Origin of the sequence: Kumtagia ephedrae (assembly GCF_003012745.1) — a bacterium.
Lineage (GTDB): Bacteria > Pseudomonadota > Alphaproteobacteria > Rhizobiales > Rhizobiaceae > Kumtagia > Kumtagia ephedrae.
The window spans coordinates 177728-189712 of sequence record NZ_PXYK01000006.1 but is presented as its reverse complement, the minus strand read 5'-3'; the positions used below and the strand labels follow the sequence as shown (position 1 = coordinate 189712).

The following is an 11985-nucleotide window of genomic DNA, read 5'->3' as shown; positions in this document are numbered from 1 at the left end:
AGGAGGAGAAGTGGAGGCCAATATGCCGGGCAACGGGGCGCGCCGCCTGATCAGGATGTTTCACCTGATCTCGGCCGTTATCGAGCGCGAGAAGGATCGCCTGTCCGAACTGGACGGGGCGATCGGCGATGCCGATCATGGCATCACCATGTCTATCGGCTTCCTCGCCGTGAACGGCGCGCTCGCCAGGCTCGATCTCGACCGGACCATGCCGGCCGACGTGCTGTCGGTTGCCGCCACCGCCTTCCTGAACGCCGTGGGCGCTTCCACCGGCCCCCTCTATGCCACGGCCTTCAAGCGGGCCGCGCAGGCTCTTGCGGACCGCGAGGAGGAGACGCTGGGACTGGCCGGCCAGGCGGCGATGCTCGGCGCGATCGCATCTGGCATCCGCGACCGCGGCAAGGGCGAGCGCGGCGACAAGACCATGCTCGACGTCTGGATTCCGGCGGCCGAGGCGGCGGCGGACGCCGCGGCACGCGGCGACCCGGAAGCCGCGGCATGGGCGAAAATACTCCAGACGGCGCAGGCCGGGGCGGACGCGACGCGCACCATGGTGGCAACGCGCGGCCGCGCCGCCCGCGTCGGCCCGCGCTCGCTGGGCCACATGGATCCGGGCGCCGCCTCGGCAGTCTGCATCCTCGGCGCCATGCGGGATGCCTTTTGCGAGGGATGAGTTCGCAACGCTCTGGTTGCCCACGGTCTTGACCTTTGGGGCTGTTGCCAAATACCCCCTCTCCGTCTCGCCCTTCGGGCTCACCTCTCCCCCACTTCGTGGGGGCGAGGAACCGCTGCCGCGATGCCGGCGCCTCTCCAGCCTGGGTTCCTCGCCCCCACGAAGTGGGGGAGAGGTGAGCCCGAAGGGCGAGACGGAGAGGGGGGCTTCAGCGGTCAAAATTCGCTGCGTCACCCCACTTCCGCTTCACCTCGCCCCGCCAGGAAATCGATGACGGCCCGCACCGATGGCAATTGCCCGCGGCGGTGATGCGTGAGGATCGTCGTGGTGACCGAGCCGGCGGTCCATTCGGGCAGCACCCGCACGAGCTCGCCCCGCCCGATGGCCGGCGCGGCGATGGTCTCCGGCAAGCAGGCGATGCCGAGCCCCGCAGTAGCGGCGCCGAGCAGCACCACGGATTCATCGGCCAGGAAGCGCGGGACCGGCGTCACCTCGACGGCGTCGTCGGCCCGCCTCAGCCGCCATTGCCTTGCCGAGGGGCCGACGAGCAGGCCGTCGTGTTCCGCGAGAGCGTCGGGCTGTCTCGGCTCGCCTCTCCCTGCGAGATAGCCGGGCGCGGCCACCAGGATGATCGGTTCGGTACCCAGCCGCCGCTGCACCAGCCCGGAATCGGGCAGCGGTCCGAAATGGCTGCGAACTGCGATGTCGAAACCTTCCTGGACGAGGTCGACGAACCGGTCGGTGACGTGAAGCTGCACTTCGAGCTTCGGATAGGCGCGCGCCAGCGCCGGCAAGCGGTCGGCAAGCTGGAATTGCGCCGTCGGCACCGAGGTGGTGATCTTCACCACGCCGCTCGGCTCCGCCAGCCGCCGCCGCACCACGCTTTCGGCCGCCTCGGCCTCGATGACCGCGGCGCGTGCGTGGTCATGGAAATCGCGGCCGAGCTCGGTGAGCGCGAAGCTGCGCGAGGTGCGGTGGATCAGCCGCGCGCCCAGCGCCGCTTCCAGCTCGGCCACCCGCTTGCTGACGGTGGACTTCGGCAGGCCGAGCCGCCGCCCCGCCGCCGCGAATCCGCCCGTCTCGACAGCCTGCACGAAAATCACCAGATCGTTGAGGTTGTACATGCAATGTCCATATATGTGGACTTTGAAGCGCATAATGCCCCGCTACAGGTTCAAAGTCCATACAGCCATATTGCCGTCATCGACAACCAAGGAGACGGCACATGGAACCCATCCTTTTCTACGGCATCCCTTCGGGCTGCTCGTTCGGCTCGATCGTGGCGCTCGAATGGCTCGGCATTCCCTACAGGCTCAGCCGCATCGAGATGCCCGAAACGGTGCAGAGCGGGCGCTACCGCCGCATCAACCCGGTCGGCGAGACGCCGACGCTGATGACCGCCGACGGCCGGCTGATCTCGGAAAGCATGGCGATCCTCAACCATCTCGCCCCACACGGCGTCGGCAAGGGCCTCGCCTTTGCGCAGGGCACACCCGGCTTCGACCGTCTCAACCAGATGATCGCCTATCTGAACACCAGCCTCTTCAACGGCTTCAGCCCGCTCTGGTACGCACTCGAGCACGAGCTGGAGGGCGGCGAGAAGAAGGCCCTGCGGTCCTACGGCGCCGCCAACCTGCACAAGGTGCACGCCGATCTGGAGCGGATGCTCGGCGCGAGCGACTGGCTCCTGGGCGAGAGCCGCACGCTGGCCGACGCCTATTTCGCCGGCATCGCCCGCTGGACGAAATACCACGACGTCATCGACCGCAAGGACTATCCGGGGCTGCAGCGCCTGTTCGAGCGCCTGGAGGCCGATCCGGCGGTGCGGTTCGCCCATGCGATCGAGCGTGGCGAGGAGGCGCGCGGCGCCGGCGGCTTCCGCGGCCATGTCGGCCTCGACGAGGCGCTGGAGCGGCTTGGCGCGGCCTACGCCTGAGCCCGGCCGGGCGCCGCCGGAACGATCACCTGAAGTGCCCGCCGTCGAACGGCAGGACGCGTGCATCGCCGCCGACGTCGGTCAGCGTGATCGTGTCGGCGGCGATCTGGATGTCGCCCACCTCGGTCCAGCCTTGCGGCGCGGCGATGGCGCCGAAGGCATAGCGGATCGCCGTCGTCTTGCCGTCGCCGAGCGTCAGCCCGGTCGGCAGGCCGTCGGTATCGCCGCCGCCGGCGAGATGAAAGCCGACGACGGCTTCCTCCATGCCGATCACCGCCCGGTGCCGGCTGTTCCAGGGGGAATAACTGCGGCCGCCATTGCTCATCCACAGCACGGTGTGCGGCAGGGCCCGCGCATCCTTGACGGCGAAGAACAGGAAGCCGCCGGACGCCGCCAGCGCCGCCGTCCAGCCGATCGCGGTGCCGGGCATTTCCGACAGCGCCACCAGATCCTCGTGTCCACCGTCGAACGGATAGAGGCGCGCATCGGTGACGCCGCCGTCGGCCCGCCGCACCGCCGCAAGCGACGCGAAGCGCTGCGGGTAGGCGAGGATGGAGCGGCCGCGGGCCGGATCGGGCTCCGGCGCGCCGGAGGGGGTCCTGCCCGCCGATTTGGGCGAGAAGCTGAGCCGTGCGCCGCCCGGAACATGCAGCATGGCATGGTGCGCCACCGGGATCTTTCCGGCACCGCCCTCGAAGACATGGGTCTGGTAGACGACCGGATGGCCGTCGCGCAGCGCGATCTCCTTGGTGAGCCGCGCGCCTTCGACCGTCTCGCGCAGGCGGTAGCGTGCCGTCACCGTCCCGCCCGTCCGCGCGACCGTGCCGGCGCTCTCCCAGGTGCCGTTGGCCGGCCAGCCATGGATCGGCACGTCCGGCCCGGCATCGCCGAACGGTGCGCAGAAGAAGTCGCCGGCGAGCCGCCGCTCGACCGGCGCCACATGGTCGGGCAGCACCTCGCCGCCGTCCAGCCACGGTGCTCGGTGCAGCGGGCGCAGGTCGCCCGTCTCCGTGGCGATGACGAGGCCGTCGATGACCCCGCCCTCCGGCCGGAAGGAAAGCGTGATGCCCTCTGCCTCGATCGTGTCCATCGGTCTCTCCCCGGGCGCCTCGTCCGGGCACCCTTCTAGCGGAAGATCGAATGGAAAAGCATCCCCGCCGCCTCGATGCAGTCTCGTGGCGCCCGGACGGACCTTCGCGTCGGCACCGCCGCGAGCTTAGCCCACCCGGACCCGGACGCCTTCGCGCGAGGAGCGCTGGATGGCCTCCACCAGCTCTTGCACGCGCTGGCCGGCGCGGAAACCGAACGGTTCCGGCCGCCTGCCGGCGATCGCCTCGAGGAAGCGGGCGGCCTCGATCGCCTTCAAGTCGTTGAAGCCGAGCTGGTGGCCGGGCGCCACGCAGAACAGGCCGTAGGGCTCGTGGTCCGGCCCGGCCTCGATCCTGCGGAAGCCGCGCCGGCCGGAGGGATCGGCGGCGCTGTAGAAGTGGAGTTCGTTGAAGCGCTCCTGGCTGAAGACCAGCGCGCCCTTGCTGCCGTAGACTTCGAAATCGTGCTGCATCTTGCGGCCCATGGCGATCCAGTTGGCCTCGATGCAGCCGGTGGCGCGGCTGGCGAAACGCAGGAAGGCGCGGCCGATGTCGTCCACCTCGACGCTGCGCCGTCCGCCCCTGCCGTCGGGGCGTTCGCCGATCACGGTGATGCACTCGCCCGTCACCGCGCTGATCGGCCCGAGCAGGTATTCCGCGGTGGCGAGCGCATGGCTGCCGATGTCGGCGAGCGCGCCGCCGCCCGCCGGGTCGTGGCGGAAGGTGAAGGGGCCGTCCGCATCGGCCATGTAGTCCTCGGCATGGACGCCGCGATAGCTGCGGATCTCGCCGAGCTCGCCGCCGGCGATCAGCTCGCGCGCCAGGCCGAGCATCGGGTTGCACAGATAGTTGAAGCCGACCTGCGTCTTCACGCCGGCCTTCTCGGCCGCCTCCGCCATCGTCCGCGCATCCTGCGCGGAGGGCGCCAGCGGCTTCTCGCAATAGACGTGTTTTCCCGCCGCGATCGCCGCCAGCGCCATCTCCTTGTGAAAGGCGTTGGGCGCGGTGATGTCGATCAGGTCGATCTCGGGGTCGGCGACGAGCGCCCTCCAGTCGCCGCTCGATTTTTCGAAGCCGAGCGTGCGTGCGGCGTCCGCCGCCAACGCTTCGGTGCGGTCGGCTATCGCGTGCAGCACGATCTCGAACGGCAGGTCGAACACCCGTTGCGCGGTGGTGAAGCCGAACACATGGGTCTTGCCCATGAAGCCGGTGCCGATCAGGCCGAGGCGCAGGGGCGGCTTGTCACTTGCCATTGAGGTAGGCTCCGTTGACGACAAGGGCAGGATCGATGCGGCCGGCGAAGAAATCCAGCACGTTCTGCACGGCAGAGATCGCCATGCGCTCGCCGCATTCGGCGCTGAGCCCGGCAATGTGCGGCGTCAGCACCACCTGGTCGAGCGCGAGCAGCGGATTGTCCGGCTTCGGCGGCTCGTCGTCGAACACGTCGAGGCCGGCGCCGGCGATGCGGCCGGCGCGCAGCGCCTCGGCAAGGGCCGCCTCGTCGACCAGGCCGCCGCGCGCGGCGTTGACCAGGATGGCGGAGGGTTTCATGGCGGCGAGCTCGGCGGCGCCGATCAGCGGCCGCTCGGTCCTCGGCACGTTGAGCGACACGAAATCGGCCCAGGCGAGCGCCGCCGGCAGATCCCTGGCCGGCAAGGCCGGCCCGTCCGGCCAGCCGGACCGTTCGAGATAGGGGTCGTGCGCCCTGACCTCCATTCTGAAGGCGGCGGCCATGCGCGCCAGATGCCGGCCGATGCGGCCGTAGCCGACGATGAGCAGGTGCTTTCCGGCGAGGTCGACCGGCTCCAGCCGGCCGCGCCAGCTCCAGTCGCCTTGCCGCACCGAACGGTCGGCCGGCAGCGCCCGCTTGGCGGCGGCAAGCAGCAGCATCATCGCATGCTCGGCCACCGACACCGAATTGACGTCGCCGACGATCGCCAGCGCGATGCCGCGCGCGTTGAGCGAGGGCAGGTGCACGGCATCGTAGCCGACGCCGTGGCGCGACACGATCTTCAGCCTTTCCGCCCGCGCCACCGTGGCGGCCGAAAGCGGCTGCGTGCGGATCACCAGGCCGTCGGCGGCGGAAATCAGCGGCGCATAACTCGGCTCCGATACCGCCTCGACATAGTCGTAGGTGACATCGGGGGCGCCCTCGAGCAGCGCCATCCCGCTCGGGTGGATCTTTCCGGCGACCAGCACATGCGGCATCAGTAGCCTCCCTTGCCGCCCGTCGCCTCGTCGCCGGCCAGCGCGGTGAATTTCCTGACGCTCGCCTCCGCCGTGGCGGCGCGCATGCGCACGTCGTTGGGTACGGTGGCCATCTCGAAACCCCAGCGGATGGCGCGGGCCGCTGCCGCCTTGCGGCTGATCATCTCGTCGGCCGCCGCGTGCCGGGCGTCAGCCCGCGAGGCGCGAGGGCGCGCAGCGATGTCCGCCGAATGCATCCTGCCGATGCGACCGCAGCCGACGACGGCAATGCGCAACATCTAATCCTCCGAGGATTTTTGCAATGATCGTTGCGATCGAATTGCACTGTCAATAATCATTCTGTAGGAATCGAGAAAATCGTCGCGGGGGGCGGGAATCCGTGCCGCGCATGCGGCGCAGGTGGGACGCCCACGTCAACGCGTCGGGGTCTGACTTTCCCGTCCGGCTTTGGCCGGCACTGCCCGCAGGGGCGCTCTGCCGGCGCGGTGAGGGCTTAGGCCTCCCCCGCTTCGCCGCGCCGGCAGTTGGAGGCTGGGGCATGATCCCGGAAGTTGCAGGCGTTTCAGACAAAGATCATGCGCCAAAAGGCGGAGTGCCGATCCATTCCTGATCGTATTCGGCTCTAGTATCGTCCCGTCACCTTGTCGAAGCGGAGACCTGACATGAAAGCCAAACTGGGCATCGCGCCCATCGCCTGGTGGAACGACGATCTCGCCGAACTCAGCGACGACGTCTCGCTGGAGGAGTGCCTGTTGCAGGCCCGCCAGGCCGGCTTCACCGGCATCGAGACGGGCCGCCGCTTTCCGCTCGATCCGAACGAGCTCGGCCCCATCCTGACAGCGCATGGCATCCAGGTGTGCGGCGGCTGGTTCTCCGGACGCCTGCTGGACGGCGACATCGAAGCGGAGAAGGACCGCATCGCGGCGCAGATGGCGCTGTTCAAGGCGATGGACGCGCCCTGCATCGTCTACGGCGAGACCGCCGGCACCATCCAGGGCGACCGCAACGCGCCGCTCGCCACGCGGCTGCGCCTCGACGAGGATCAGATCAAGGCCTACGGCCGCAAGATGACGGCCTTCGGCGAGTGGTGCGCCGACCAGGGCATGCCGATCTCCTATCACCACCACATGGCTGCGCCGATCGAGTCGGAGGAGGACGTCGAGCTTTTGATGAAGCATTCCGGCGAGGGACTGCCGCTGCTCTACGATGCCGGCCATATGGCTTTCGCCGGCGGCGACGTGCTTCGCGTCATCGACAGGCACCACAGGCGCATCTCCCATGTCCACACCAAGGACGTGCGCCGGACCGTGATCGACGGCCTCGACCGGACGAAGGAGAGTTTTCTCGACGCGGTGGTGAAGGGCGCCTTCACCGTGCCGGGCGACGGCTCGCTCGACTTCGTCGCGATCGTCAGAAAGCTGGCGGGCTACGGCTACGAGGGCTGGTTCGTCGTCGAGGCCGAGCAGGACCCGCTGAAGAGCCCGCCGCTGGAGATGGCGCGGATCGGCCATGCCGAGCTGCTGCGCGTCATGGCTGCGTCTGGCTATACGGTGGAGGGGTGAGCATGAACCGCATGGATGGGAAGATCTGCGTCGTCACCGGCTCCACCCAGGGGCTCGGCGCGGCGGTCGCACGCCGCTTCGCCGAAGCCGGCGCGGCGGGCATCGTGGTGCTCGGCCGCAATGCGGAGAAGGGCGGGGCGGTGGCCGAGGCGATCACCCGCGACATCGGCGTTGCCGCGCATTTCGTCGCCGCCGACGTCGGCAGCGTCGAGGATTGCCGCAAGGTCATGGCCGAGACGGACCGCCTGTTCGGCAAGGTGCATGTGCTTGTCAACGCCGCCGGCATGACCGATCGCGGCACCATCCTCGACACCTCGCCGGAGCTGTTCGACCGCATGTTCGCTGTCAATGTGCGCGGCCCCTATTTCCTGATGCAGGAGGCGATCCGCCGCATGATCCGCGACGGCATCGAGGGTGCGATCGTCAACATCGGCTCGATCTCGGCGCTTTCCGGCCAGCCGTTCATCAACACCTATTGCGCCTCCAAGGGCGCGCTGACGACGCTGACCGCCAATACCGCCTTCTCCGTCGCGGCCAACCGCATCAGGGTGAACCAGCTCAACGTCGGCTGGATGTCGTCCGACAACGAGCGAGCGCTGCAGGCGCGCTCCGGCGATCCCGACTGGGAAGCCAAGGCTGCGGCGAACCTTCCGTTCGGGCGGCTGATCGATCCCGAGGAGGCGGCGCGCGCGATCAACTTCCTGGCTTCCGACGATGCCGGCCTGATGACGGGCGCCATCGTCAATTACGATCAGACGGTCTGGGGCGCGGCAGCCGGCGGCATGCCGGTGCCGGATGGCCCGATGAAGCTCTGAATGCGGCTTCGCCGTTGACAGAGCCATGCAGGGATGCACTAAATATTGCGCAATTGATGTGGAGGGAAAAGTCGTTGCAACAAACTCGCCGGCCGACTTTCCAACCTGGGGAGTTGAGTGGGATTGGCTGACGCTGCTCCGGCTCCGCTTCTCGAAGCGAAGGGCATTTCGAAATATTTCGGGGCGATCATCGCATTGCATGGCGTGAATTCCACGTCGATGCCGGCTAAGTGCTCGGCGACAAGTGGACGCTGATCAAGGCGGGCAAGACCGTCGACGAGGTGATCGACACGGGCACGCAACTCGTCGCCGGGGAGAATGCCGGACAGTACAAATACTGGCGGGATGCAATTACCTCCCCGTCTGCGACTTCTACCCGCAAGCCGGGAGCAACTCGCCATTGAAACCAGGAGAACTTCCATGCTGGGAATAGCCGTTCTGGGCGCCGGACGGATAGGCAAGATCCACGCGGCGAACGCAGCCACGAACAAGCGGAGCAGGCTGGTCGCCGTCGCCGACCCGGTCGACGCGGCGGCGGCCGCCCTCGCGGCGGAATGGGGCGCCGCCCCGCTCGCCGATCCGATCGCCGCGATCGAACGCGCCGACGTCGATGCGATCGTCATCGGCACGCCGACGCCGACCCATGTGGAGCTGATGCTGCACGCGGCAAAACTCGGCAAGGCGGTGCTGTGCGAGAAGCCGGTCGACCTCGACCTTGCGCGCGCCGACATGGCCGCGAAGGAGATCGGCCGGCTCGGCGCCCGTGTCATGGTCGCCTTCAACCGCCGCTTCGATCCCTCCGCGCGGCAGTTGCGCAAGGCGATCGACGACGGCGAGATCGGCGACGTCCGGCAGGTGGTCATCACCAGCCGCGACCCGGGACTAGCCCCGCGTGACTATCTGCGCAGCTCCGGCGGCATCTTCCGCGACATGACCATCCACGATTTCGATATGGCGCGCTGGTTCCTCGGCGAGGAGCCGGTCGAGGTCTCCGCCGTCGGCAGCCGCCTCGTCGACCCGACGCTCGACGAGCTCGACGACTACGACACGGTCATGGTGCAGATGAAGACGGCGTCCGGCAAGCAGTGCCACATCAACTGCTGCCGCGAGGCGGTCTACGGCTACGACCAGCGCTTCGAGATCTACGGCGCCCGGGGGATGGTGATGAACGAGAACCTGCGCCCTTCCACCATCCGCCGCTGGTCGAGCACCGCCACGGAGGTTCGCGAGCCGCTGCTCAACTTCTTCCTCGAGCGCTATGCCGACGCCTACAGGCTGGAGCTCGACGCCTTCATCGACGCGGTGGTCGACGGGCAGCCGATGCCGGTCACTGTGCATGACGGCCGCCAGGCGCTGCGGCTCGCCGACTGCGCGGTGGAATCGGCCGCCACCGGCCGGGCCGTCGCGGTCTGACATCGGGCGCGGGAGGACGGACGATGACGGCCGCTCCCCGCCGCCGTCGCGGCTGCCGCGACTGGAGGCAGGCTGGAGGTGTGACCGGCATGCATAACCAACGGAATCGGTACCGGCATTCGGAGCCCGCCCTATGACCGCGGAAGAAAAACCGCTGATCCTGATCGCCGATCCGGAACCGCGCACGCTCGACATGATCTTCGAGCCGGACGATCTCCGACGTCTTCATGCGCTGGGCGAGGTGATCGTCCATGCCGACGGCAGCCGGCTCGCCGCCGCCGATCTGGAGGCGGCGCTGGCGAGCGCGAAAGTGGTGATCGGCCAGGTCGACCTGCCGGCCGAGCGGCTGTCGCGCATGCCGAACCTGCGCGGCGTCATCAATGTCGAGGGCAATTTTTTGCCCAATGTCGACTACGACCACTGCTTCGCCCATGGCATCCACGTGCTCGTCACCAGCCCGGTCTTCGCGACCTCGGTGGCCGAAACGGCGCTCGGCATGGCGCTCGATCTTTCGCGCGAGATCACCGCCACCCACGAGGCCTTCCGCGACGGTTCGGAGAAATGGGGACTGGCCAGCAATGCCGGCAGCTTCCTGCTCACCGGCGCAAAGGTCGGCATCGTCGGCCTGGGCGATCTCGGCACGGCGCTGCGCCGCATGCTGGTGCCGTTCCACTGCGAGGTGCGCGTCTACGACCCGTGGCAGCCGGAGCGCCGCATCCTCGAGCAGAACTGCATTCCGAGCGGGCTGGACGAGTTGCTGTCGGCGTCGCGCGTCGTCTTTCTGTTCGCCAGTTCGACCAGCGAGAACCAGGGTTTCATCGGCGCCCGCGAGTTGGCGCTGATGCCGAAGGGGGCGGTGCTGCTGCTGATGAGTCGGGCCGGCATCGTCGATTTTCCGGCACTGGAGGAGGCGTTGCGCAGCGGCCACATCCGCGCCGGCATCGACGTCTTTCCGGTCGAGCCGCTCTCCGCCGACGCGCCCCTGCGCAAGCTGGACGGAGTGATCCTGTCCAGCCACCGCAGCGGCGGCATGCGCGAGAGCTTCCTGGAGATCGGCCGCCTCGTGCTCGCCGACACCGAACTCCTGCTGCGCGGCCTGCCGCCACAGATCTGCAAGCGCGCGGAACGCGAGACGGTTGCCCGGATGCGCAGCAAGCCGGTCGAGGTGTCGTGACAAGCCTCGCCCGACCTGCGCGAGCGGCCGGACGAGACGGCTGGCCCGTGTCTGAACGAAGGGCTTCCAACGGACCGGGACAACGGTAAGAACCGCTGTCGGCACGCGGCCAGGAAAGAGGGAACCGACGTGGCAAAGATGCCGCCAGCCAACTACGAAGCCTTCATGCGCGTCATCGAGGAAAGCTATGACGACCTCAGCGCGACTTACCAGCTCATCGGGCGGTTCCTGACCCAAAACCCCAACGACGTGGCGATCCGGACGCTCAACTGGATCGCCGATCGTTGCGGCGTGCATGCTTCCAGCCTCGTCCGCTTCGCCCAGCTCTTCGGCTACTCCGGCTTCAAGGAACTGCAGAGCATCTTCCAGGCCCGGCTGGCCACCGCGGCTCCCGGCTACGAGACCAGGGTGAGTGCGCTGAAGTCCGAGCTGGAGCTGCACAAGAGCGGCCCGCGCGGCGTGCTTGGCGACCTGGTGGCGCGCGACATCGCCTCGCTGCAGGATCTGCTCGGCCAGGCCGACGGGGACAAGTTCGCCCGGGCGGTCGACGTGCTCGCGGCAGCCGACACCATCTATCTTGCCGGCCAGCTGCGGTCCGAGCCGATCGCGCTGTTCATGCGTTACGTGCTGTCGATGCTGAACCGCCGGGTGGTGCTTCTCGATGCCAATGGCGGACTCGCCACCGAGATGGCCAAGGTCATGCGCGCGGGCGACGCGCTCGTCGCGGTGTCGTTCCGCTTCTACGCCAAGGAGGTCGTCGCCATCGCCGAGACCGCGCATGCGGCCGGCATTCCCGTTGTCGCCATCACCGACAGCCGGCTGTCGCCGCTCACCAAGACGGCAAGCGTGCTGTTCGAGATTCCGGAGGACGAGTACACCTTCTCGCGCTCGCTCGCCGCGCCGATGTGCCTCGCCCAGGCGCTGATGGTGGCGCTCGCGGCAAAGCTGCAGTCGGTCGAGGTGACGCATATCCGCATCCCGACCGTCACGCAGCCGGGGTGACGGAGCGGACACGCGCTTGACAAGCACCTGCCGTTGCGCGAACCGACGGCTATGTTCGTCCAGGTGAGGGAGGGCGGCGTGCGGCTCGGATGGTTGCGGCTCCCGCAATGCACA

13 protein-coding genes are annotated in these 11985 nt (G+C 68.4%); 8 read left to right on the top strand and 5 right to left on the bottom strand.

From position 1 onward, the window contains the following. Positions 1–22 precede the first annotated feature (22 nt). Positions 23–673, top strand: coding sequence for a dihydroxyacetone kinase subunit DhaL (gene dhaL, locus C7I84_RS08460; protein WP_106771794.1), 651 nt, complete (start codon positions 23–25; stop codon positions 671–673). Positions 674–903: 230 nt separating this feature from the next. Here the strand turns inward: dhaL and C7I84_RS08455 are convergent, their stop codons facing one another. Next, positions 904–1797 (bottom strand): LysR family transcriptional regulator, encoded by an 894-nt coding sequence (locus C7I84_RS08455; protein ID WP_106771723.1) that lies wholly within the window; start codon positions 1795–1797, stop codon positions 904–906. A gap of 101 nt (positions 1798–1898) precedes the next feature. Between C7I84_RS08455 and C7I84_RS08450 the strand changes: the two genes are divergently transcribed. Continuing rightward, positions 1899–2609, top strand: a complete 711-nt coding sequence (locus tag C7I84_RS08450) for a glutathione S-transferase family protein (RefSeq protein ID WP_106771722.1) — start codon at positions 1899–1901, stop codon at positions 2607–2609. Between the two features lie 25 nt (positions 2610–2634). Here C7I84_RS08450 and C7I84_RS08445 read toward each other — a convergent pair whose 3' ends face one another. The 4 genes from C7I84_RS08445 to C7I84_RS08430 all read right to left on the bottom strand — a co-directional run bounded on the left by C7I84_RS08445 (position 2635) and on the right by C7I84_RS08430 (position 6183). Then, on the bottom strand, positions 2635–3699 hold the full coding sequence (locus C7I84_RS08445) for a hypothetical protein (protein WP_106771721.1): 1065 nt from the start codon (positions 3697–3699) through the stop codon (positions 2635–2637). 126 nt (positions 3700–3825) lie between these two features. After that, positions 3826–4950, bottom strand: a complete 1125-nt coding sequence (locus tag C7I84_RS08440; protein ID WP_106771720.1) for a Gfo/Idh/MocA family protein — start codon at positions 4948–4950, stop codon at positions 3826–3828. Further along, a complete protein-coding gene (locus C7I84_RS08435) occupies positions 4940–5905 on the bottom strand; it encodes a hydroxyacid dehydrogenase (protein ID WP_106771719.1) in 966 nt (321 codons plus the stop codon). The genes C7I84_RS08440 and C7I84_RS08435 overlap by 11 nt, the downstream gene beginning before the upstream one ends. After that, positions 5905–6183: a hypothetical protein gene (locus tag C7I84_RS08430; RefSeq protein ID WP_106771718.1), complete on the bottom strand. Its 279-nt coding sequence runs from the start codon at positions 6181–6183 to the stop codon at positions 5905–5907. The genes C7I84_RS08435 and C7I84_RS08430 overlap by 1 nt, the downstream gene beginning before the upstream one ends. Before the next feature lie 384 nt (positions 6184–6567). Here C7I84_RS08430 and iolE point away from each other — a divergent pair, with 384 nt between their 5' ends. The 6 genes from iolE to C7I84_RS08405 all read left to right on the top strand — a co-directional run bounded on the left by iolE (position 6568) and on the right by C7I84_RS08405 (position 11871). Further along, positions 6568–7467: a myo-inosose-2 dehydratase gene (iolE, locus tag C7I84_RS08425; RefSeq protein ID WP_106771717.1), complete on the top strand. Its 900-nt coding sequence runs from the start codon at positions 6568–6570 to the stop codon at positions 7465–7467. Between the two features lie 2 nt (positions 7468–7469). Next, entirely contained in the window at positions 7470–8282 is an 813-nt protein-coding gene (locus tag C7I84_RS08420; RefSeq protein WP_106771716.1) for an SDR family oxidoreductase, read from the top strand. A gap of 230 nt (positions 8283–8512) precedes the next feature. Continuing rightward, a complete protein-coding gene (locus tag C7I84_RS29975) occupies positions 8513–8686 on the top strand; it encodes a hypothetical protein (protein WP_165816028.1) in 174 nt (57 codons plus the stop codon). Between the two features lie 16 nt (positions 8687–8702). Then, positions 8703–9695 carry an inositol 2-dehydrogenase gene (gene iolG, locus C7I84_RS08415; protein ID WP_106771715.1) on the top strand — a complete coding sequence of 331 codons (993 nt, stop codon included), beginning with the start codon at positions 8703–8705 and terminating at the stop codon, positions 9693–9695. Positions 9696–9828: 133 nt separating this feature from the next. Further along, positions 9829–10869 carry a hydroxyacid dehydrogenase gene (locus C7I84_RS08410; protein ID WP_106771714.1) on the top strand — a complete coding sequence of 347 codons (1041 nt, stop codon included), beginning with the start codon at positions 9829–9831 and terminating at the stop codon, positions 10867–10869. A 138-nt stretch (positions 10870–11007) separates the two neighbouring features. Then, positions 11008–11871: a MurR/RpiR family transcriptional regulator gene (locus tag C7I84_RS08405; RefSeq protein WP_106771713.1), complete on the top strand. Its 864-nt coding sequence runs from the start codon at positions 11008–11010 to the stop codon at positions 11869–11871. Positions 11872–11985 lie beyond the last annotated feature (114 nt).

Bases quoted from the DNA above. Each gene is read 5' to 3' on its own strand.
- dhaL (WP_106771794.1), top strand. From the start codon at position 23: ATGCCGGGCAACGGGGCGCGCCGCCTGATCAGGATGTTTCACCTGATC.
- C7I84_RS08435 (WP_106771719.1), bottom strand. From the start codon at position 5,905: ATGCCGCATGTGCTGGTCGCCGGAAAGATCCACCCGAGCGGGATGGCG.
- iolE (WP_106771717.1), top strand. From the start codon at position 6,568: ATGAAAGCCAAACTGGGCATCGCGCCCATCGCCTGGTGGAACGACGAT.
- C7I84_RS08405 (WP_106771713.1), top strand. From the start codon at position 11,008: ATGCCGCCAGCCAACTACGAAGCCTTCATGCGCGTCATCGAGGAAAGC.
- C7I84_RS08420 (WP_106771716.1), top strand. From the start codon at position 7,470: ATGAACCGCATGGATGGGAAGATCTGCGTCGTCACCGGCTCCACCCAG.
- C7I84_RS08455 (WP_106771723.1), bottom strand. From the start codon at position 1,797: ATGTACAACCTCAACGATCTGGTGATTTTCGTGCAGGCTGTCGAGACG.
- C7I84_RS08445 (WP_106771721.1), bottom strand. From the start codon at position 3,699: ATGGACACGATCGAGGCAGAGGGCATCACGCTTTCCTTCCGGCCGGAG.
- C7I84_RS08410 (WP_106771714.1), top strand. From the start codon at position 9,829: ATGACCGCGGAAGAAAAACCGCTGATCCTGATCGCCGATCCGGAACCG.
- C7I84_RS08440 (WP_106771720.1), bottom strand. From the start codon at position 4,950: ATGGCAAGTGACAAGCCGCCCCTGCGCCTCGGCCTGATCGGCACCGGC.
- C7I84_RS08450 (WP_106771722.1), top strand. From the start codon at position 1,899: ATGGAACCCATCCTTTTCTACGGCATCCCTTCGGGCTGCTCGTTCGGC.
- C7I84_RS08430 (WP_106771718.1), bottom strand. From the start codon at position 6,183: ATGTTGCGCATTGCCGTCGTCGGCTGCGGTCGCATCGGCAGGATGCAT.
- iolG (WP_106771715.1), top strand. From the start codon at position 8,703: ATGCTGGGAATAGCCGTTCTGGGCGCCGGACGGATAGGCAAGATCCAC.